The sequence below is a fragment of the Chryseobacterium ginsenosidimutans genome (assembly GCF_039536845.1).
Lineage (GTDB): Bacteria > Bacteroidota > Bacteroidia > Flavobacteriales > Weeksellaceae > Chryseobacterium > Chryseobacterium ginsenosidimutans_B.
On the sequence record NZ_BAAAZJ010000003.1, the window covers coordinates 357,669 to 379,942 of the forward strand.

Annotated in this window: 14 protein-coding genes and 1 tRNA gene; 2 read left to right on the forward strand and 13 right to left on the reverse strand. The window is 31.6% G+C overall.

Translation table 11 applies throughout. The features are described from left to right. Positions 1 to 213: 213 nt before the first annotated feature. The 5 genes from ABD745_RS01670 to ABD745_RS01690 form a co-directional block, all read right to left on the reverse strand. Positions 214 to 2,391 carry a peptidase domain-containing ABC transporter gene (locus ABD745_RS01670; protein WP_344824201.1) on the reverse strand — a complete coding sequence of 726 codons (2,178 nt, stop codon included), beginning with the start codon at positions 2,389 to 2,391 and terminating at the stop codon, positions 214 to 216. Next, positions 2,375 to 3,628, reverse strand: coding sequence for a radical SAM protein (locus ABD745_RS01675; protein WP_344824203.1), 1,254 nt, complete (start codon positions 3,626 to 3,628; stop codon positions 2,375 to 2,377). The genes ABD745_RS01670 and ABD745_RS01675 overlap by 17 nt, the downstream gene beginning before the upstream one ends. Before the next feature lie 80 nt (positions 3,629 to 3,708). Further along, positions 3,709 to 3,921, reverse strand: coding sequence for a hypothetical protein (locus ABD745_RS01680; RefSeq protein WP_344824206.1), 213 nt, complete (start codon positions 3,919 to 3,921; stop codon positions 3,709 to 3,711). A 143-nt stretch (positions 3,922 to 4,064) separates the two neighbouring features. Next, complete coding sequence (locus tag ABD745_RS01685) at positions 4,065 to 6,449, reverse strand: TonB-dependent receptor domain-containing protein (RefSeq protein ID WP_344824209.1); 2,385 nt, start codon at positions 6,447 to 6,449, stop codon at positions 4,065 to 4,067. Between the two features lie 736 nt (positions 6,450 to 7,185). Then, positions 7,186 to 8,016, reverse strand: coding sequence for a glycosyltransferase family 2 protein (locus tag ABD745_RS01690; RefSeq protein ID WP_344824212.1), 831 nt, complete (start codon positions 8,014 to 8,016; stop codon positions 7,186 to 7,188). Positions 8,017 to 8,943: 927 nt separating this feature from the next. Here ABD745_RS01690 and ABD745_RS01695 point away from each other — a divergent pair. Next, positions 8,944 to 12,693 carry a fibronectin type III domain-containing protein gene (locus tag ABD745_RS01695; RefSeq protein ID WP_344824215.1) on the forward strand — a complete coding sequence of 1,250 codons (3,750 nt, stop codon included), beginning with the start codon at positions 8,944 to 8,946 and terminating at the stop codon, positions 12,691 to 12,693. A 420-nt stretch (positions 12,694 to 13,113) separates the two neighbouring features. Here ABD745_RS01695 and ABD745_RS01700 read toward each other — a convergent pair whose 3' ends face one another. After that, positions 13,114 to 13,341 carry a hypothetical protein gene (locus ABD745_RS01700; RefSeq protein WP_344824218.1) on the reverse strand — a complete coding sequence of 76 codons (228 nt, stop codon included), beginning with the start codon at positions 13,339 to 13,341 and terminating at the stop codon, positions 13,114 to 13,116. 528 nt (positions 13,342 to 13,869) lie between these two features. Between ABD745_RS01700 and ABD745_RS01705 the strand changes: the two genes are divergently transcribed. Continuing rightward, positions 13,870 to 14,391 (forward strand): hypothetical protein, encoded by a 522-nt coding sequence (locus ABD745_RS01705; protein ID WP_344824221.1) that lies wholly within the window; start codon positions 13,870 to 13,872, stop codon positions 14,389 to 14,391. A 420-nt stretch (positions 14,392 to 14,811) separates the two neighbouring features. On the opposite strand, the gene ABD745_RS01710 is transcribed toward ABD745_RS01705, so the two are convergent. The 7 genes from ABD745_RS01710 to thrA all read right to left on the reverse strand — a co-directional run bounded on the left by ABD745_RS01710 (position 14,812) and on the right by thrA (position 21,951). Continuing rightward, positions 14,812 to 14,885: transfer RNA gene (locus tag ABD745_RS01710), tRNA-Cys, on the reverse strand. Between the two features lie 58 nt (positions 14,886 to 14,943). Further along, positions 14,944 to 15,450 carry an RDD family protein gene (locus ABD745_RS01715; RefSeq protein WP_344824224.1) on the reverse strand — a complete coding sequence of 169 codons (507 nt, stop codon included), beginning with the start codon at positions 15,448 to 15,450 and terminating at the stop codon, positions 14,944 to 14,946. Positions 15,451 to 15,468: 18 nt separating this feature from the next. After that, positions 15,469 to 16,833: a DUF4403 family protein gene (locus ABD745_RS01720; protein WP_344824227.1), complete on the reverse strand. Its 1,365-nt coding sequence runs from the start codon at positions 16,831 to 16,833 to the stop codon at positions 15,469 to 15,471. 37 nt (positions 16,834 to 16,870) lie between these two features. Then, positions 16,871 to 17,239 (reverse strand): dihydroneopterin aldolase, encoded by a 369-nt coding sequence (folB, locus tag ABD745_RS01725; RefSeq protein ID WP_047399510.1) that lies wholly within the window; start codon positions 17,237 to 17,239, stop codon positions 16,871 to 16,873. 5 nt (positions 17,240 to 17,244) lie between these two features. Further along, positions 17,245 to 18,549, reverse strand: a complete 1,305-nt coding sequence (gene thrC, locus ABD745_RS01730; RefSeq protein ID WP_344824232.1) for a threonine synthase — start codon at positions 18,547 to 18,549, stop codon at positions 17,245 to 17,247. 18 nt (positions 18,550 to 18,567) lie between these two features. Next, positions 18,568 to 19,488, reverse strand: a complete 921-nt coding sequence (locus tag ABD745_RS01735; RefSeq protein WP_344824235.1) for a homoserine kinase — start codon at positions 19,486 to 19,488, stop codon at positions 18,568 to 18,570. A 12-nt stretch (positions 19,489 to 19,500) separates the two neighbouring features. After that, positions 19,501 to 21,951: a bifunctional aspartate kinase/homoserine dehydrogenase I gene (gene thrA / locus ABD745_RS01740; protein ID WP_344824238.1), complete on the reverse strand. Its 2,451-nt coding sequence runs from the start codon at positions 21,949 to 21,951 to the stop codon at positions 19,501 to 19,503. Positions 21,952 to 22,274 lie beyond the last annotated feature (323 nt).

Genomic DNA, 22,274 nt, shown 5'->3' on the forward strand with positions numbered 1-22,274 from the left:
GTAATGTTAAAAAATCTAAAAAAATATTAAAAAACTGATTTGTTGAGGGAAATCATAATGTTGATCGGGGTTTGTTTTTATTTTATAAGAATAAAACTTTAAATGCAAAGCATATTGCTATCAGGCTAAAAAGAGATAAAATAATCCCTAAAAACGTAAAATAGTTTGGGATTTTTCCCATCAAGTCTTCATTTTCTTTTGTATTTTTCATAATTAGGATCCTAACTCTAGTTGATTCTGTATAAGTTCGAAATATTTTCCGTTGTGTTTAATTAGCTCTTCATGATTGCCTTTTTCAATGATTTTGCCATTATCCACTACTACAATCTGATCAGCATTTTTTACCGTAGAAAGTCTGTGCGCGACAACAATCATTGTTTTATTTTTGAAATAGGTATCAATATTTTCTACAATTATTCTTTCATTTTTTGCATCTAATGAATTAGTTGCTTCATCAAAAAACAGATAATCCGGATTTTTATATATTGCTCTGGCAATTAAGATTCTTTGCTTTTGTCCCTGGCTGATTCCTATTCCTTCTGTTCCGATTATTGTATTTAATTTTAGAGGAAGTCTTTCTATAAATTCATTAATATTTGCAAGTTTTAAAGCTTGAGTTAATTTTTCTTGATCTGGTTTTTCTTGCAGGGCTATGTTGTATGCAATCGTGTCTGAAAAAATAAAACTATCCTGAAGAATTACACCGCATTTGTCGCGCCATATTGTATTGTCTACTTCTTGTAAATTCATATTATTTAAAAAGATGTTTCCATCTAATGGCTTATAAAATTTTAAAAGTAATTTTAATAATGTAGTTTTTCCACTTCCGCTTACACCAACAATTGCAGTTGTTTTGCCTTTCGGTATATCTAAAGAAATATTTTTTAAAATATAATTTGAATTGTCATAAGAGAAATTTACATCCTGAATAACAATATCTTTTATTTCGGTAAGATCAGAATATTTACTGATATTTTCTTCGTCTGGTTTATTATGAATTTCATTTAATCTTTCAAAGCTTATTTTTACCAATTGATATTGTAATACAAAGTTGATAAGTTGACCAATAGGGCCATTAATACCCCCAATAATAAACATGATGGCAAGCATACTTCCAATGGATAATTCTCCATTCATAATAGATATTGATGCAACGAAAATAACTAATATTGTCTGAAAAAAGCTGATGAATTTATAGCTTTCATATTGCTGATCAATTTTTAGCTTATCAATATTATTCAGATATATATTTTTCTGAATTTTTTGCCAGTCATTTCTTTTATCATCTTCCAAATTATTAAGCTTAATTTCCTGCATGGAGTTAATTAACTCATAAATTTTATTTTGATCCTTTGCTTGTAAAGTGAAGGTTTTTTGATCTAAGATTTTAATTTTTTTCAAAAAACGGAATATCCAGATAAGTTCTAAAACTGTACCTGCTAAAATGATTAAAAATATAGTAGTATTAAAATAGAGTAAAATAAATGCGTAAATAATAATGCTAAATATTGAAAATACAGTCTGGATCAAATCTTTTGATAAAAATTCTTCGATTCTTTTATGATCCTGAATTCTTTGTGTAAGGTCACCGATATTTTTACTGCTGAAAAACTTCAATGGTAATTTCATTAATTTAACAAGGAAATCAGAAATAATAGAAAGACTTATTCTGCTACTGATATGAATGAATAACCATGAACGGTAAAATTCTAGACCAATTCTACTGATAAAAACGATGATCTGTGCAATTAGAATCAAATAAATATATGATACATTTTTTAGTGCAACTCCTTTGTCTATAATTTTTTGTGTAAAAAAAGGGAAAATAAGTTCAATACATGAAGATATCAATAAAGTTACTGCAATGAGAGCTAGCTGAACCTTGTGTTTTTTTAGATATTGTGTGACATATTTCAGGCTTCCTTTTTCTTTTTTTATTGTATAATTATTTTCAGATAATTTTTCAGTAGGTTCGAGTAACAAGATGATTCCTTCTTGAGTTCCTTGCGTCCAGCCTTTTAAAAATTCTTCTTTGGAGTAAATTGTTTTTCCGAAAGCAGGGTCCGCAACATATACTTTATCTTTTTCAATTTTATAGACTACAACAAAATGTACCTGATCCCAAAAAAATATTGCAGGAACAGGTGCATTTTCCAGTGCTTTATCAAAATCAAGTTGTACAACTAGTGTTTTGTATCCTAGTGCCTGAGCTGTTTCATTAAGGTTAGTAACAGAAATTCCTTGTTTTAAGAGATTAGCTTCAGTAAGTACAGAATTAGAATTATCAATATGGATTCCATAATATTCACTGATCATTTTAAGACATGTAAAACCACAATCCTGACTATCTAATTGTTGAAAAAAAGGAAATTTCTTAAATGACTTTCTCATATTCTAACTTACGGAAACTTTCTAATAATTCTGTGTATTCAGGTTCAGGAACTGCGGGCAAGGTTTCTTCTATAATTTGTAGAGCATTTTCATAGGTAAGCTTCTGCATTCCGGTAGCTTCTAATATTTCATCTGGAAGATTATCTATTACCCTGTTTTGAATATGTGTAATCAGTCTCAGCAGATCATCACAATATACAGAAGGATTGTTAAAGCCATTAGCAGAAGAATATCTATGTGTTAAATATCCGCCACCGCAGATTTCCAATATCGGGCAAGCCTGGCATTTTCTGGATACATAAGTTCCACTTTTGTAGTACAAATAAATAATATCATTTTGAGCAAGATCAATGATCTTATTATCATTTACATTATAATTTCTTTTTGTAAATGATTCTCCACAGATTTTTAATGAATCTACCGGCTCCATATCTCCATTGGTTTCCAATACCATTACACTTTTTTCTGCTGTTCCTACCATGTCTGCAGAAGTATTGCCACCTAATATATTTCCAATAAAATTATCAAATAACCTAAAGCTGATTTTTTTTGAAGGATCATTAAACCATAAATCGAAAAGCTGAATATACCATTCCGACATTGTATAATTTACTTCATCCATAAAACTATTGTAATTGTCATAGTTCAGATCCATGAAAAGAATATCCATATTTGAGATTTCCATGTTTTTAAAAGACTCATAAAGATATTCAGGATCTGCATGAAGATTCATCACAGAAAGTGTTCCGACAGGCAGATTGTTTTTTCGAAGACTGTTGATTCCTTTTAATATTCTATCGAAAGTACCTTTGTTCTGATGGTCTACTCTGTAGATGTCATTAATTTCTTTGGGACCGTCCAAACTTACTCCTACACCAATTTTGTTTTCTTTAAAAGTTTGGCACCAATCATCATTTATTAACAATCCGTTGGTTTGCATGGTAAAATCTACCCCTATATTATTTTCTTTTAAAACATTAAATTTTTCTATAAATTCTAAAAGTCTTTTCTTTCCTAATAATAACGGTTCGCCACCGTGAAGGCAGATATTGAAAATCTTTACGTCATCTTCAATGGCATGCTCAAGAAGTCTGTTGACAAAAGCTGTTGTTGTTTCCTCAGAAATAAATTTTGGCTGTTTAAGATAAGATTTATCTTCGTGATTGTACATATAGCAATATGTACAGTTGATATTGCATCGACTTGCAATTTTTACAACGATACTTTCAATTTTCATAGGTATTTAGTTTTTAGGTAAAAAAGAGGTTGAAGATAAATTCAACAACCTCTAAATTTTTATATAAGCGAGAGTTATTTTTACTCTATAGATGGCTCAAGTACTACTACTTTAGACCAAGTAGCTTTACCCCAAAGAACTCTGCTGTAAGAAATTTCACCTACTCCTCCTCCTAATTTATCATTAGTTGATAAAGTATCTAAAACTGCATTTTTCAATGCTGGATTTTCTAATTTAGAAACGTTTGACTTTAATGATTCTAAATCTCTGTTTTTTAAAAAGAATTTTTTCATGATATTAAAATTTTTAATTTGATTTAATTGGATTAAAGTTTACACACATTAAATCCGGAGTTGGTGGTCACTTGCAAGTTATTTATCTAAATCATCTTTCCTTCGTATTGCGCACTACAAAATACTCAATGCTTAAATCTATTTTATGTTGTCCTGGTTTTTTCTTCTTCGTTGCTTCGTTGCTTTTTCTCTGTTTTTATTGCTTTTCCGAAATTCCATACTACAGATATTCTGAATTTTTGTGTATCCGAATAATTATAATTTTCCTGTTTTATTCCGCTTACAATTTGAGTGAAAGTTGTTTTGTTGGTTCTGAAAATGTCCATGAAATTCACAGCTGTCTGAAGCTTATTTTTAAGGAAAAGGAATTTAAAACCAGTATCGAAATAATAAAAGCTCGACAATTTGTAACTTCCTGCTACGGAAGGGGATTGGTAATTAAAGTTAAGTTCAACTTTTATTGTTTTTGATTTATTTAAATTAAAGCTGTTATTAGAGTTGAAAGACATTGTCCAATTGTCGATATTTGGAACTGTATTTAATATTTCGGAGGTCGTTTTAGAATAATAAACGTTCAGTTGATTATTGCTTTCCCAAAATGTAAGTTTATTAAAGGTAAAACTTTCAATCAGACCAACTGTTTTTTGATCATAAAAATTATTTGGTTTTACAATTTGTGAAATACTGCCATTAGAAACATAAGTAACTTCATCAATACCATTCTTTAAATAACTGCCATATATTGCTGTGTAGAAATTTTTATAGATATGTGAAAACTCGATATTATCTGTAAAAAATGGTTGTAAGAAAGGGTTTCCTTCGGAATAATTATAAGAGGAAGAGTAAAACCTGAATGGGTTCAGTTTAGAATATCCCGGTCTGTCGATTCTTTTATTATAATTTAATCCGAAAGTGCTGTTTTCATTGGCTTTATAGGTCAGGTAAAAAGTAGGGAAGAGCTTAGTATAATTGTTTTTAGTGGTTTCATTTACAGTTTCTGAATAACCTTTGGTTTGTGTATTTTCTAATCTTAAACCTAGCTGAATATCCCATTTTTCAGAAAGGTTCTTAAGCCCTGAGAAATATACAGCCTGTGTATTTTCTTTATAATTGAATATATTACTCTTTGTAGGATCAAAGACAGAAACCATATTTGTTGTGTCAAAATATGATGCTCCGCTATTATTATTAATAAAAGAAACTTTAGCCCCAAAAGATAAATTTGCCCACTGCAGAGGAAATTCGTAATCCATCTTTGCTGAATAGATATCTACATTTTGATTGCTTATGTTGCTGGCTGCAATATATCTGTTGAAAACAGGTGTATTATCAGGCAAAAAAGTATTGGTATTAAAATCATTATTCGTGTCAGAGATATACTTAAAGTAATCTACATCCACAGAGAATTGTTTCCCCAAACTGTCTAGTTTGGTTACAGAATGAAGGTTTAATGAGTGTGTTCTTCTATTCATTTCAATTCTTGATGGTGTTATGACTAATGAGTCTAATGTTTTTATACTATTATATATATGAGAGGTATTATTTCCTTTACGGAGAGGTTTGCTTAATGCCCCCATGTATTCAATTCCCATTGTAGTTTTTTTACTCACCTGATAATCCAGTGCGAGTCTCCCGCTTAAACTGTTTTGAAAACTTCTTGTTCTGTTGGTTTCAAACCATGTGTAATTGGGGTAGCTAAGTGTATATTCCTGATATGGTGCAAAACTTCCGTTCGAATAATTTATATTGGAAGTTACAGTCAGCTTACCTTTTTGGTAATTTAAACCTCCTCCAATATTTCCTAAAGCGTACGTTGCCTGCGTATATGAGGATTTTAAATTTCCGCTTATGCTATTTTTTTCCGCTTTTTTTAATTTGATATTTACAATTCCGCTGTTTCCTTCTGCATCATATTTTGCTGGTGGATTGGTTATTACTTCTATACTTTTTATGTCGTCAGATTTAATGGTTCTTAAGAAATTTATAAGTTCCTCACCGGATAATTGTACCATTCTGTCGTCAATCATTAAAGACATTCCATTTTTACCAATCATAGAGATTTGCTCATTTTGAACTCTAATGTTAGGAGTGTTTCTTAAAGCATCTGTTGCATCTCCACCTGTTGCAGATATAGAATTTTCTACATTAAACACCAATCTGTCAACTTTTCTTTCAATTAACTTTTTTCTACTATTTAAAACAACTTCTTTTATATCCTGAATATTTTCAATAGTGATATTTCCTAAGTCTACATTTTTGTTTATTTCAATATTTTTTGTGTAGACAATATCTTTGAGTCTTTTTATCTGTAATATATAAGCGCCATTTTCTGTATTTATAGAAAATAATCCCTTTTCATCAGAAAGTTCGTTTTTTATAATAGTTGAATCTTTCGACATTAATAATACTTCCGCAAATTCAATTATATCATTTTTTTTATTAATAACTTTTCCCGTTACTTTAAACTGTTGTGAAAATATAAATTGTGAGAATGATAATATTACTATAAAACAAACTTTTCTTTCCAAATCATTTATCTTTTTATCAAATGTAATAATAAATATTATTCGTAAATCACAAAAACATGAAATAATAATAATTTATATTAATTCTAAATAAAGTGAATTGTATTTGATTATTATTCCGATTAATAATGATTTGTTATATGTAAGTATTTGATTAGTAGATATTTTTGTGACTAATTGGTTTTGTTTTTATTAATAAAGCTATATAATATTTTATCTAATATGTCATAAATATTTGTCATTAATAATTAAAAATATATCTAAAATTAGAGATTTAAGTTAAAAATATTCATCAAATAATGCTAAAATTTAAAACCTAGAAATTTTGAAACGAAATATAATTATATAAGATTTCCACTTTTTTTTAATTTTAATACAAACTATTTTGTCATCTCATTAATGGTTGTTATCTTTGGACTCTATCGACTTCTTAAAAAGAAGATTATTAATGGGTTTTATACTACAACGATTTCCGAAGTGGAATGTGTAGGACAAAATATAGTGGCTTTATTGCTGCATAACGACTCTGTTCAGAGCACTCTGAATAGATTTTTTTCATCATTTGTGTTTTTACGGTCTCCTGCAAAGGAGACCATTTTTTGTTTATATCAAAAATTACTGTCTTTTGAATAGATAATTCGGCTTATATATCATCTTAATATATTAAATGAGGCTGAATTTTTTTAATACTATGAATAGTAAGAAAGTTCCTCAAAATGAGGAACTTTCATTTGAAATGTTAAATATTTAATGTAGATTTTATTCTATTCATTAATCTATAAGGTATTTTTGTCTGGTAATTTAATAGATTGTAAATTTCATCGGATGTTGTAAATGTTTCCGGAACAGGTATATTATTGATTGAGGTAATTTTTCGCCTTTTCATTGCCTGATGGATGACTCTTGAGAATGACTCTTTTGCACTTTGTTTTGATGTATGCTGAGAAATTCCATTGTTGTGAAGTCTGTATTTGTACAATACTTCATCAATAAATTTTGCGTCACCAACTTCCAGTAATTTTAAATAAAGATCCTGGTCTACTGCATTTTTAAGGTTTGGATTGATTCCGCAGGTTTGCAGATAAGCCTCTTTTTTGAATACAAAAAATGCTGAAAGCTGAATAGGGCTATTGAAAAAAAATCTGTTATTATTGATTTGTTTTATCTTGGAAAATATTTCTATCGGATTTAGTTTTTCATCACAAAATATTAATTGTGAATAGGTTGCTACAATTTTGTTTGTTTTTTGGAATTCATCCATTGAACATTCGAGCGAATAATAATACAGCGCATCATCAGGATCTAAGAAGGCGCAAAAATCCCCTGTTGCGAGATCTATACATTTTCTTTTGGTATATCCACAACCTTTGTTGGATTCATTTTGATACAATTTAAAACGAACGTCATCTTTTATCAATTCTTTGATAAGTTTTACAGAATCATCTGTTGAACAATCATCTACAATAATTACTTCCCAATTTTCATAGCTCTGTGAAATAACTGATTCATAACAATCTCTGAAATACTTTCCATTGTTATAATTTGCAATTAGTACGGATACTTTATTCACTTTTGTTTGATTTAATTGTTAAGCAAATTTATTTAACATAATGTTGAAATCTTATGATCCAGATCAATGCTTTTTTAAAAAATAATTAGTATTTTATAGAATTATTTCTATAAGATTAATGTTAGTTGATGATAGTGTTTTATTTAAACAGACTGTATATCAGTGTTTTGAAGTGTTTTTTAGAATGTTATAAAACAGAACTGATGTTTTAATAATAAACTGGCTAGAATTTTTTTGATGTGTTATTCCTGAATATATAAGATTATGAATTTTATGAAAGTTTGCAAGAATATGATCTGATTCATAAAAATAAAAGCACTGCTCGAATTAATTTTACTTAAGAAATTATAGATAATTCTATTTATAAAAATCTTTTTTCATCATTTGTGTTTAGGTCTCCTTTTTAGGAGGCCTTTTTATATCTGTTAAAAAATCTGTTAAAAATTTACATAGAAAATATTTTTTTAGAAAATCAATTGTATGATGTAGAAGTAATGATAATTTACGGAAAAAATATTAAATAATAATAAATTAAAAGTTTTTAAACTGCTTAATACACTTTTAGTTAAGAAATCGAAATGACCTATTGGCGAATAAACTGATTGCTTTATTCTCAAAACTTTCAATTATATAATAAAATTTAATATTAAACGTTTGTTTTAAATATGTATATAGTCGAGTTTCAGTAAATTCTCTATTAAAAAATGAGAAAATTTCTATAAAAAACATTGCGATTTATACTATAAATTATTAAAAAACGAATTAGATTTGCAGTAACTAATATTAAATTATAGCCTATGGTGAATTTTTTTACTTTTTTTCAAGTTTGTGACAATCTTAATCTTTTGTACAGAGTAAATTCAAAAGATTATTCTTTAATTAAAATTTATAACTTTCAGATCCTTAGAGGATCTAATATTTAGTAACATGAAGAAAATTCTACTATTTTTTTTCTTGGCGCTTTCATATATCATGAATGCACAAGTAAGTTCTTACAGCTTTGCACAGTCTGCAGGAACTTATACTCCTTTGCCAAGTACAGCGACGGTACTGGTAACTGCAACTGGGAATACAGGTGCTGCTTCATTAGATGATGTCATTTATCCTGTAGCTCTTCCGTTTGGTGTTTCATTTAATGGAACTAATTATACTTCTATAAATGTTTCGACAAATGGTTTTATTACCTTCGGAGCTACTACACCCGGAACTTCTACTTATAGTCCGATTTCGAGTACAGAAGGCTATGTAGGTGCTGTATCTGCATTAGGAAAAGATTTAAACTCTGTTTTTAACATTGCATCTACAACGGGTAATATCAGTTGGGGGGTTGTTGGAACTGCTCCTAACAGGGAAATTGTGATACAATGGACAGATTTCAGAGCTGCTTATTCTACATCTACAACAAGTGTTTATACCCTGTCTTTTCAAATAAGACTTAGAGAAACTACAAATACTATTGCTGTAGTATATAAGAACGGATCATATCTGGTAGGAAGTACTTCTGTAAGCGGTACTGCACAAATAGGATTGAGAGGTGCTACGAATGCTGACTTTAATAATAGACTTAATGCTACCTCTGTTTTATTTACGAATTCAGCAGCAGGAACAGCAAACACTAGCTCGCAAGCCTTGAATACCACTGCAGCTACTCCGGGAATGCCAACGAATGGTCTTACCTACACGTGGACTCCGCCATCTTGCTTTGGGCCGTCTGGTTTTGTTTCTACAGGAATGACCACTACAAGTGCCTCGGTTAGTTGGGCTACACCTTCTACACCACCAGCGAATGGCTACGATATATATTATAGTACTACAACAACTCCTCCAGGTACACCACAAATTACGGGTATTGCAGGAACGACTACAAGTTATACAATTCCAGGATTGTCTCCGGCTACAAGTTATTATGTATGGATTAAAGCAAAATGTAGTGCTAGTACCAGTAGTTCATTGATAGGACCAATCACTGTATACACGGGACATTGTCTTCCTACCGGAGGTACATCTTCAACGAGTTATTATTTAAATAATGTTACAACTACCGGAGGGTGGACAAACCTTGCCTATACAGCATCTTCATACCAGGCTTATGTAAACTCACCTGGAGTTGTAATGAGCTCACCTGGGTTTAGTGTAGTTACTAATCTGGCTTCAGCAGGTGCAGGTACATATTATTACTATGTATGGATTGACTGGAATAATGATCTTGACTTTAATGATCCGGGTGAAACTATTTTAGCTACAACAACATATACTGCAACCGGAACTGCAACTATTGCAATACCTGCAGGACAGGCATTAGGAAACTACAAAGTTCGTACATCGTCTTCTTATATTGGGACTAATACGGCTTGTGGACCTTCACCTTATGGAAACTATGTAGATTTTACATTATCTGTTGTTGCTCCTCCTACATGTTTGCCTCCTACAGGTCTAACCGTGTTAAACACAACAACGACAAGTACGACAATACAATGGACGATCCCAACTCCGGCACCTGCAGGTGGTTATGACGTTTATTATAACACAACAGGTGTGGCTCCTACTGCAGGAACTACTCCTCAATATACAGGTGTAACAGGACCAAGTCAGTTAATAGCCGGATTAGCTCCTAGTACAACATATTATATTTGGGTAAGAGCAAGATGTAGTGGTTCTGATCTTAGCTATTGGTCTGGTCCACGTACGGTTTATACCAATTACTGTGTTCCGACAGGAGGTTCTTCTTCAACATCATATTTTTTGAAGACTATTACATCTACTAATGGTTTTACTAATCTAGCATATACAGCAACATCATACAGTGCATATGTAAACAACTCTGCTACAAGCTTCTCGGTATTGCCAGGAGGTACAGCAAACGTTTCAATGAATGCCGGTACAAGTACATATTATTATTATATATGGATCGACTGGAACAATGATATGGTATTTGATCCTGCTACTGAGCAAGTATATTATTCAGGTAGTTATGTCAATTCGGTTACGAATGCGCCGATTAGTTCTGTAGGTCACCCTTCAGGTTCTTATAGAGCACGATTTGCAACATCTTATATTGGTACTATAACTCCATGTGGATCTGCTCCTTACGGTAATTATGTAGACTTTACATTTATTATCAGACCTTGTTCCACTGTGGCACCAACTAACGTGTTTGTTGATACAGTTACTCACAATGCTGCAACTGTACATTGGACAGCTTCTCTAGACAATCTTGGTTATAAAGTATATTGGAGAAAACAAGGAACTACAGGATGGCCAAATTCATCTGTGGTAATAGCACCACCTACAACAAGTTATGTGATGACAACAGGTTTAGATCCTGCTACAACATATGAAGTAATGGTAGTTGCTGTTTGTAATAATGTTGAAGGTACTGCTACACCGAAGTTATTCACTACAAGATGTGATCCTACACCTCCAAATGTAACAGTTAGTAATATCACTACGACATCAGCATTGATTACTTGGTCACCATTGGCAGCGAGTTCGCATTACTTCTTAAGATATAGAATTGTAGGAAGTGGAAATGCTGGATGGAGCGCAAATATTCCTTTGCCTTTAGCTCCTGCAAACACTTATACTCTTGCCGGATTAAATGTTTATACTACATATGAAGTTCAGGTTGCTAACATGTGTGATAATGAAACTACATTAAACACTTGGTCTAACCCTAAAGTATTTACTACAGAAAGAACTTGTGATATTGCTCCTCCGGGATTAACTATTACAAACCTTACTACAACTACAGCTGAAGTAACTTGGGATCCTTTCCCTGGTGCGACATATATCTTAAGATATAGAAAAGTAGGTATTCCGAGTTGGACTACAGTTACTTCTAATACGAATACTATTACATTAACAGGTTTGTTGGAATTAACACAGTACGAAATGCAGGTGGCGAACATTTGTAGCGGAACTCCGGGTACTTATACTCAGCCATATTTGTTTACTACACCAACAATAGTATATTGCCAAGTGAAGTCTACAACTTCATCTTCTGAATATATTTCAAAAGTGACAGTTACTCCAAATGGTAAACCTGAAATGATAAATGCTTCTAATGCATCAAACTATACGGATTATACAGGTGTTGCTCCGAAATTTATCGAATTGATCCAAGGTTCTGCGAACAATAAAATCACTATCGATAAAAAACTTACGGGTAACGCAAGCGCTGGAGTTGCTGTTTGGATCGACTTTAACAGAAACGGATATTTTGATATTAACGAAAGAATATTGGTTGATGGATCAAATGCTGATCAGACAGTAAGCGGAACGTTTTCTGTACCTGCAGACGCATTCATCAGCATGACAGATTTTAAATATGTTGTGATGAGAGTAGCAATGCAGAAAGATGGAATTCCTGTGAATTGTGCAAGCTTCCCGACAGGAGAAGTAGAAGACTACACAGTAAGAATTTCTAAGCCGATTATTCCAAATCCGATCAATCAGACTGATATATTGATTTACCCTAATCCGGTGAAAATAGTATTAAATGTTAAAAACGTTAGCCAAAGAGCTAATTATAAGATCTACAATTCTGCAGGACAGATTGTATCATCAGGAATTATCTTAAATAACAAGATTGATGTACATGCATTAATCAATGGAGTTTATGTAATTGATATTGATGATGTGAAGGGAACTGCTCAGAAGAAATTTATCAAAGAATAATTATTAATTGATAATTTACAATAGAATAAGCTCTCAGAAATGAGAGCTTATTTTTTTATTTGATATAAACTTTAACAGTTATTATATTTTTAAACTTACAGTTTTGAATTTTACTATTTTATAAAGATTCCATGATAAGCTGGAAGTATGATTTTTACTTAAATATTAAAAATGTTTCCACTTCTTATGTTCTTAACTCTTTTTTAATCTATACTAAATTTTGTTAATTGATTGAATTAATATCGCTAATAGACACACGTAAAGCAGACATTTCATACATTTGCAGTCACTCATGTTTAATTTGAGTTTTCATGGTTATTAGTTTTTAATCCTCGTAGAAATACGGGGATTTTTCTATTAATAATATTCTATTATTTTACGAATACCTTTAGATATTCTCAAACAGAAGTATTATTTTTTCTAATCTTGATTTTTAGCAAATAAAAATACTTTGAAGTTAGAATCGCTGCTATAGGCCTTGCAGCTTTCATCAAGAAATGAGGACGGAGATTTACGGAATTCGTCGATGTATTTTAAACCCTCTTCTTTCTGAGCCGGAATGATAATATAATCGTAAAGAGTTTTTGTGAATTCGCTTGAATTTTTTAAAATGTTCTTTTTGTGTTTTACTGCTTCGTTGAATGTCATGATAATAGTTTATGCAAATTTAATCATTATTGTGTGAAAAATTTACGAAAAATCGCAACAAATTATAGACCACGATCACGATATTAAATAAAATAAATCAATATATTTGTACTGATTCTCATGTTTAATTGAGTTTTCATGGTTATTAGTTTTTAGTCCCCGTAGAAATATGGGGACTTTTTTGTTATGATTAAGATCATGAATTATTGGCAAATTACCGTGTAATTTTAGCAAAGAAATAACACGTGTTATTCTCAGTAAGTTTACCTCTCATCATGAGAGGTTTTTATTTTATAGAGTAGACTTTATTATCATATTCAATAAAATATTAAATCCTTTTTATTGTACAAAAAGTAATTGTCATGAACGACTAAGGGTTTTGCTTATCTTTTTGACAATTTAGGTGTTAACTAATTCTCTACAACAACTTATAAACATTTCCCACCTGTAAAGTGGGAATATTTATTTTAAATAATAATCCCTAATGTGAGATATATTTTTTATTTTTGTTCGACAAAATAAAAATATATGAAAACAAAGATTTTACTTACGGCAACAATATTTGCGGCGTTTGCAATTACAAGCTGTTCAAACGATTCTCTAAACACAAGTGAAGTGACACAGCAGAACAAATTCCAGTCAAAAGCAGACCAGACAAATTTTAAAAGTGGATATTATTTTGAAGGACAATTTATTAAAGTGGTACAAAATGGAGTTCAATTCTATATGTGGGGCTATAAAGGAGAATTAAGACATATTGATTCTCAAGCTACATGGGACGGATTGTTTTCTTCAAAACCATTTACATATACAGTTTCTAGCTTTCAAGAAGCGACTGCACTATCAGGTTATCCAATAGGCTCGCCTTTATTCATTGATAATGGTTTGATTCGTAATGTTACTAATGGCTATGTTTACTTTAGAGAAGGAAATAAATTAACATATATTTCAAGTGAAGCAGCATTTAACAAATATCACTTTAATTGGGATGTGGTACAAAATGTTACTTCTATTAGTGGTTACGAAACTTTGTTTCCACCGTTGGAATAGGAAATTTTTGAAGGTGCGATTGAAACCATACGGAAGAGACCGCAGATTTCTATTCCTAATGTACCACATGGTTTAAAGATTGAAATTGCCGGAGTGGGTATATAATAAAGGCGTTATTATTGGGTTAGTTCATACTTTTAGATTCAATGAGGTAATAATATTATTGTAAAAGAGATTGAAAACGAAGCAAGATTGACTACTACAATACCTTCTCCTTAAATGAACTTTGAATTCAATTAAAAAACAAAACCTCTCATCATGAGAGGTTTTGTTTTATAGACAGATTTAATTATAATATTCAATAAAATATTAAATCCTTTTGCCGAGTCTCAATAAGAAAGATTTATATTAATTCTTATTGACACAAATATTGACACACTTTAAAAACAAAAAAACCTCCAATCGAAGATCAGAGGTTTTTGGAGGTGCCTAGCGGATTCGAACCGCTGTAGATGGTGTTGCAGACCACTGCCTAGCCGCTCGGCCAAAGCACCGTTTTTACCATTTTTGAGGTGTGCAAATATAGTAAAAAGTCCTGTTCAAACAAATTTTTTAAGCAAATTCTTTGTTTCCGAGTGTGTCAATTTCGCTTTTTGTCTGTTTTTCAGACTGATAATTTTTTGTATTAATTACCCGGGTATCACTCCAACTGTCATGCCACCCGTTTTCACCTAAAAAAGAAAAGGCATCAAAAGGAACTAATCTTGAAAAGGTACGACCTATTATTTGTCCGATTGTAGGTTTATTACCATCAATACTGATTACTGAAGTTCCGGTAATATATTTGCCAAGTGTTTTTCCTAAATAATATTCCATTAAAATAAAATACCCAAAATAAAAAAGAAAATATACAAGCATAAAAGAAAAATTAACTTTAGTATCGTCTTCAATTGTATTTGCATCAAGAGGCTCTCCCACAATAATGGCATAAGCTAACCCGAAAATAAAAACGAAGATATAGAAGGTAATCTGTAAAAAAATTCCGTCTAAAAATGAATTTGCAAATCTCGACCCTGTTGATGCTCTGTGTTTATCAACAATTTTTAAATAGTTTCTCATGTTTATAGTTTAATCAATTTAAATTCCGTTTAATATTAGTTTTAAAGTTGCATTAGTATCGATAACAGCTGTAATTCCGTAAGGATTTAAAAGGATCTTACTGGGTTTTAAATTAAAAACTTTCCCATTCATTTTTAATCCTTTATAATATTCTTTATTGAAGGCTTCTTCTATGCTTTTCTTAGAAATGTTTTCAAGATCCTGCGTAGGAATTCCGTATTCATCCTCAATCATCTTCACAATTTTCCCTTTAAATAGGAGAGTGGCGGTCTTCTGAAGAAAATTTGAAGTTTTTAAATTGAATTTTGTATTCGAAAGAACAATTTTCTTTTTCGTTTCATCATAAACCGGAATTCCGGAAATAAAAGCTTTACCATTCACATAACCTTCAGTTTCGGCTTCAATCATTATTCTGTCTTCAACGCCATATACTTTTATATCTTTAATTTTTACAGAAGAACCTCTTACATCATATTCTTTATTTAAAAACATCGTTCTCGCAATATTTGTAGCTTCCGTGAACGGAACATTTGCTGTGGTCTGAAGCAGAAATTTATCTCCTAAAACAGGAATGAAATTAAAACTTGATGCCGATTTTACAAGTTCCGAAGCTGCAGGTTTGCTGCCTGTAAAAGTTTCAGAATATACATCAATTCCCAAATTGGTATTAATTTGATTTGCATAGAATTTCAAAGGGGTAATATTCACATTCATCGGGGTTACTTTCAGCCACGTATTGTATTCTTCCGAGATATTGAATGGTTGTGAAAAAACATTCCAGGCCATCACTGCATATTGCTGGAAATTGAGTTGTGTTGCCATTTGCTGATCGATGGTTTTACAGAATTTTTGCTGTTGTTCTATCAAGCTTTTTTCAACCAAAGGAGTGATCGGAATTTGAATTCTGCCATAATCCAACACTGGTTTTGTTACCCATCTGAAACCATTCGGCTGAGTATTGGTAGTGATTGTCCAGTTATTTTTAAAATTTAAAGCAGTATTAAATGACATCACCGTTTCAAAAGTCGTGTTTTGATAACTGTAAACTCCAAGTGTTCCGATACCTTTTTCTGCCCATATTTTTAACGGAACTTCAATTAAAAGATTTTGATTGGTTCCCCCGACAAGTCTGATAGGTCTTGTTTTCCAGACTTTTACTTTAAACTGGTCATTATTGTTGTCTGTATAAGAATCATCCTGATAAATAAGTTCTTTTACCGAAGCATTAATCATATTGCTGATCTCCGAAAGTGGAATTGTCACCGGCATTGTAATGCTGGATTTTACCTTTGGAAAATTGTAAGCTGCCAGTTGATTTTCAGAATTATTTTGTCCGAAAACATTCACGAATGCTAATAAAAATAAGATTTTAATCGATTTCAATTTTTGTGATTTTTTTTTAATGAAATTAAGAAATAATTTAATTTTCAGGTTTAAAACTTTTTTCCAGTTCTATGCTTGCGCCTTTCATTTCGCCTTTCATTGGAGGAGCGGTTTTTGTTATTTTTAATTTAATATAAGAAATTTCCGAGAATTTTTCCTGAATCTTAGTAATGATTCTTCCGGCAACGTGTTCAAGCAATTTCGACTTGATTTTCATTTCATTATGAATGATCTCATTAATATCTGCATAACTTATTGTGTCATTCAAGTCATCTGATTCTGCAGCTTTCCACAAATCTGTATGAAGTTCTATATTTAAGATATAATAAGTACCAATGATGTTTTCTTCTGGTAAAACCCCGTGATAGGCATATATTTTTACGTCTTCAAGATAAATCTTGCTCATTTTTTCTAATTTTTATTAAGCAAAAATCGTTTTAATTCTGCAAAATCCGGTTGTATTTCGATACTTTTTTTCTCCTTATTCATTAAATCTTCCAATGATTCAGGAAGATTAATTTTAATATGTGCTGCCTTTTCCACAGCATCAGGAAACTTTACGGGATGTGCAGTTCCCAAAATAAAACCTTTTTTACCCGGATAATCTTTCAAATACTGTTCCAGAGCTGTGTATGCAACGGCACTGTGAGGTTCAAGCAGATAATTGTATTTTTCATAAACTTTTTTTATTGTTTTTAACGTTATCTCATCGTCAATAGAATATCCTGAAATTTTATTTTTAAGATTATCAAACTGATGATCAAAAAGCTCTAAAATTCTCACAAAATTACTTGGATTTCCTACATCCATAGCATTAGAAAGGGTTGTGATAGTTTCTTTTGACTCTAATTTTTGTGTTTTTAGATAATTGGGAACAGCGTCATTTTCATTACATGCTGCAATAAAGTGTTCAGCCGGAAGTCCTCTGAAATGAGCCAGAAGTCCGGCACAAATATTCCCGAAATTACCACTCGGAACACAAATCACGGGATCTTCATTTTCTGTTTTCTGCCATTGTTTTAAGACCAATAAATAATAAATCTGCTGAGGTAGCCATCTTGCAACATTAATGGAATTGGCAGATGTTAAAAATAAGTTTGTATTAATTTCTTCATCCGAAAATGCCTGTTTTACCAAACTTTGACAATCATCAAAACTGCCGTCAACTTCCAGTGCAGAAATATTTTCCCCAAGAGCTGTAAGCTGTTTTTCCTGAACATTACTTACTCTGTTTTTGGGGTAAAGAATCACTACATCAATGTTGAGAAACTTATAAAAACCATGAGCAACGGCGCCTCCCGTATCGCCTGAAGTGGCAACTAAAACGGTAACTTTTCTATTCTCATTTTTCAAAAAATAAGAAAGGCATCGGCTCATAAATCTCGCTCCGATATCTTTGAAGGCCAACGTCGGTCCATGAAAAAGTTCTAATGAATAGATGGCATCATTAATTTTTTTCAAAGGAATTTTAAAACTGATGGTTTCTGAAACAATTTGCCTTAAAACATCTTCGGGAATTTCATTTCCAACAAAATCTTTCATACACTGAAAAGCAATTTCTTCATCAGAAAGTTTGTGTAAATTTTCAATAAATTCCTTGTCAAATTGTGGAATATATTCAGGATAAAATAACCCTTTTTCATTGCCCTGTCCTTTTATTGTAGCCGTTTTAAAATCTACAATTTCGTTTTTATCTTTTAAATTATAATACTTCATCTGTTTATGTTTTTTTGATTAATCAATAATTTGAATCCCATAAGGATTTATTTTTGAAACATATACAAAACTTTCAATACCAATTTCATCATAAACAGATTTCATCATTTTAGCGATTTTTTGTGAAATTTCTTCTTTTTCAGATAGCATAAAAATTGAAGGTCCGGAACCTGAAATTCCCCCGCCTAAAGCTCCAATTTCCAAACTTTTCTGTTTTATCTCATCAAATTTCGGAATTAAAATACTTCTCACAGGTTCAATAATTACGTCATGCAAACTTCTGCCAATCAACCCAAAATCATTCTTCTGAATTCCTGCAACCAATCCCGCAATATTTCCCCATTGTTGTATAGCATCTTTCAGCAGAATATTTTTCTTTAAAATCTGTCTTGCATCAGAAGTTTTTACTTCAACTTGCGGATGAACTGCAGTAACAAATAAATCAGGTGAATTCAACGGAATAATATCAACCGGATTTGATGATTTCACTAAAGTTATTCCGCCAAAAATGCAAGGCGCAACATTGTCCGCATGTCGCACTCCGGAAGCCAATTCTTCTCCAAACATAGCAAAATGTACTAATTCTTCTTTGGTTAAAATATTTCCTAATAATACGTTGGCTCCAACAGCAGCTCCGGCTGCACTTGCAGCGCTGGAACCAAGCCCGCTTCCCGGTTTTATTTTTTTATTAATGATGATTTCAAAACCATTTTTAAGATTTAAATGCTCCTGAATTTTCATTAAAACAACTCCTGCAACATTATTAGAAGGCTCTTCCGGCAATCCGAAATTGTCTGTATGTTTAATGATAATTTCAGGATTGTCTAATATGTTGACTTCCATTTCATCGTAAGGCTCATGAATTGCCGTTCCCAAGATATCGAATCCACAAACCAAATTGGCAACAGTTGCAGGAACTCTTAATTTTACTTTTTTCATACTATTGATTTTTTACACTGAACGTACAATATCTGAGAAAATTCCACTGGCTGTAACTTCAGCTCCTGCGCCGGCTCCTTTTACAACCAACGGCTGTTCAGAATACCGTAATGTTTTTAAAATGACGATATTGTCTTTGCCGTAAAGATGATACAAATCACTGTTTTGGGCAATATGCTGCAAACCGACTTTTGCTTTACCATCCTTAAATTCAGCCACATATTTTAAAATTTTATCTTGATTTTTGGCTTCAGTAAATAAATTTTTAAAGTGATCTTCATATTTTGTGAGCATTTTGTAAAAGTTTTCCACATTTCCCTGCATACATTCTTCAGGAAGAAAGCTTTCGTTTTCAATTTCTTCAAATTCAAGCTGATAACCTGCTTCTCTTGCTAAAATCAAAATCTTTCTGGCAACATCTGTTCCTGCTAAATCAAGTCTCGGATCAGGTTCGGTATAACCTTCTTTTTGAGCCTGAGCTACAACTTCGGAAAATATTTTACCTCCGTCATAATTATTAAAGACAAAGTTGAGTGTTCCGCTTAAAACCGCCTGAATAGATGTGATTTTATCACCACTTCTTATTAAGTCATTAATTGTTCCGATGATGGGAAGTCCCGCTCCGACATTAGTTTCAAAGAAAAATTTACAGCTGTGATTTCGGGCAGTTGATTTTAATGTTTTATATTTTTCAAAATCCGAAGAGGCGGCAATTTTATTACAGGCGACAATATTCACACTCTTTTTCAATAGTTTTTCATACATATTCGGAATTTCAGAACTTGCAGTTACGTCAACAAAGATGGAGTTTCTTAAGTTTCTGGAAATAATTTCCTGCGCAAATTTTTCGGCGGATGCTTCTTCTCCGTTTTGTTTAAAATCAATAAACTGATTTTCTGAAATTCCTTTTTCAGAGAAAAGCATTTTTCGACTGTTGGAAAGTCCCGCAATTCTTAAATTGATTAAAAGATTTTCTTTAAGATATTCATTTTGATCATAAATCTGCTGAATAAGCTTATTCCCTACGTTTCCTGTTCCGCAGATGTAAAGGTGAACCTGTTTTATTTCTGATTCAAAAAATTCTTCATGAAGTATATTAACAGCTTTTTTAATATCCTTTTCTGAAATAACAATGCTGATATTTTTCTCCGAAGAACCTTGTGCAATTGCTCTGATATTGATTCCGTTATTTCCCAGACAGCCAAACATCTTGGCGCTTACGCCGCTTCTGCTTTTCATGTTTTCACCGACTAATGCAACGATGGCAAGATTCGATTCAATTTTTACAGGTTCAACTTTTTTTAGCTTTAAATCATCTTCGAAAGCAGAATCGATAGCATTTTTTGCATTAAAAATATCTTTTTCGTTAATAGCAATTGTGATAGAATGTTCCGAAGAACTTTGAGTAATCAGAACGATATTTATTTTTTCAAGGCTCAACGATTGAAATAATTTCGCAGAAACTCCGGGAATTCCGATCATTCCGCTGCCTTCCAGTGTTAAAAGAGCCATGTTATTCATATTTGAAATCCCAATTGCGATCTGTTGGTTTTCCGAATCTTTTTTTTCAAAATTGTGACTAATCAAAGTTCCGGAAACTTCAGGATCAAATGTATTTTTAATTCGCAGATTAATATTTTTAATCATTACAGGCTGGATTGTTGGTGGATACAAAACTTTTGCGCCAAAATGAGAAAGTTCCATGGCTTCATGATAAGAAATTTCAGAAATTGGTTTTGCGTTGTGAACAATTCTTGGATCTGCCGTCATCATACCGCTTACATCTGTCCAGATTTGAAGCTCATCAACATTCAGTGCAGATGCGATAATAGATGCCGTGAAATCTGAACCTCCTCTTCCCAAAGTTGTTGCATTTCCTTTTTCGTCTTGAGCAATAAACCCCGGAGCTACAACGATCTGATTTTTATTTTCTATCAGATATTTTTTGAGATTTTCTTCCGTAGTTTCAGCATCTACTTTTGCATTGGTGAAATTACTGTCAGTTTTTATATAGTCTGCAGAATTTATCCACACAGAATCTAAACTTTCAAACTGTAATCTTGCATTGATAATATTGGATGATAAAAATTCTCCGTAAGAAGTAATTCTGTCTTTAATCTTCGGTGTAAATTCACCCAAAACAAATATTCCGCTGCAGATATCTTCTATATCGTTGAAATGTTTTTTGATAAAGCTTAACCACGAACTTTGGCCTAAAATGGGGATAAGTTCTTTTACCAGATTTAAATGTTTCTGTTCAAGATTTTTTATGATTTGTAGATAAGATTCATTTTTGTCAGAAGCGGATTCTGCAGCTTGAATTAAACTGTCTGTTACTCCTTGTAGTGCAGAAACAACGACAATAATTCTGTTTTTTTGAGATTCTTTTTTTATGATATTTTCTGCCAGAAGAATATTCTGTGCATTGGCAACTGATGTTCCACCAAATTTTAAAACTTTCATAATTAATTATTTTGAGATTATAAATTGAAATTTCACTCTTAAAAAAAGAGTATAATGCCCTGAAATAATATGTGAAAATTTACCCCTTATGGGGTAGTGGTAGTTGATGTAGAAGAAACAAAAGATACGTCCGAAATAGAAAACTTCGGAGCAGAAATATCAGATATGTTTCTTAAAAAATTCATTGTAATGATGACAAATGTACAAATTATTTTGAAATAGGAAGCCAATTATTCAAAAACCATGATTTGATTGTAAGGGATTTAACATAAAATATTATTTATCAATTAGTAGTGAATTAATTAAATTAATTTGTTACTTTT

What these genes read in the sequence shown, in the direction of transcription:
- ABD745_RS01715 (WP_344824224.1), bottom strand. Translation starts at nt 15,450, where the DNA reads ATGAGAAACTATTTAAAAATTGTTGATAAACACAGAGCATCAACAGGG.
- ABD745_RS01735 (WP_344824235.1), bottom strand. Translation starts at nt 19,488, where the DNA reads ATGAAAAAAGTAAAATTAAGAGTTCCTGCAACTGTTGCCAATTTGGTT.
- ABD745_RS01675 (WP_344824203.1), bottom strand. Translation starts at nt 3,628, where the DNA reads ATGAAAATTGAAAGTATCGTTGTAAAAATTGCAAGTCGATGCAATATC.
- ABD745_RS01680 (WP_344824206.1), bottom strand. Translation starts at nt 3,921, where the DNA reads ATGAAAAAATTCTTTTTAAAAAACAGAGATTTAGAATCATTAAAGTCA.
- thrA (WP_344824238.1), bottom strand. Translation starts at nt 21,951, where the DNA reads ATGAAAGTTTTAAAATTTGGTGGAACATCAGTTGCCAATGCACAGAAT.
- ABD745_RS01695 (WP_344824215.1), top strand. Translation starts at nt 8,944, where the DNA reads ATGAAGAAAATTCTACTATTTTTTTTCTTGGCGCTTTCATATATCATG.
- ABD745_RS01700 (WP_344824218.1), bottom strand. Translation starts at nt 13,341, where the DNA reads ATGACATTCAACGAAGCAGTAAAACACAAAAAGAACATTTTAAAAAAT.
- ABD745_RS01670 (WP_344824201.1), bottom strand. Translation starts at nt 2,391, where the DNA reads ATGAGAAAGTCATTTAAGAAATTTCCTTTTTTTCAACAATTAGATAGT.
- thrC (WP_344824232.1), bottom strand. Translation starts at nt 18,549, where the DNA reads ATGAAGTATTATAATTTAAAAGATAAAAACGAAATTGTAGATTTTAAA.
- ABD745_RS01705 (WP_344824221.1), top strand. Translation starts at nt 13,870, where the DNA reads ATGAAAACAAAGATTTTACTTACGGCAACAATATTTGCGGCGTTTGCA.
- folB (WP_047399510.1), bottom strand. Translation starts at nt 17,239, where the DNA reads ATGAGCAAGATTTATCTTGAAGACGTAAAAATATATGCCTATCACGGG.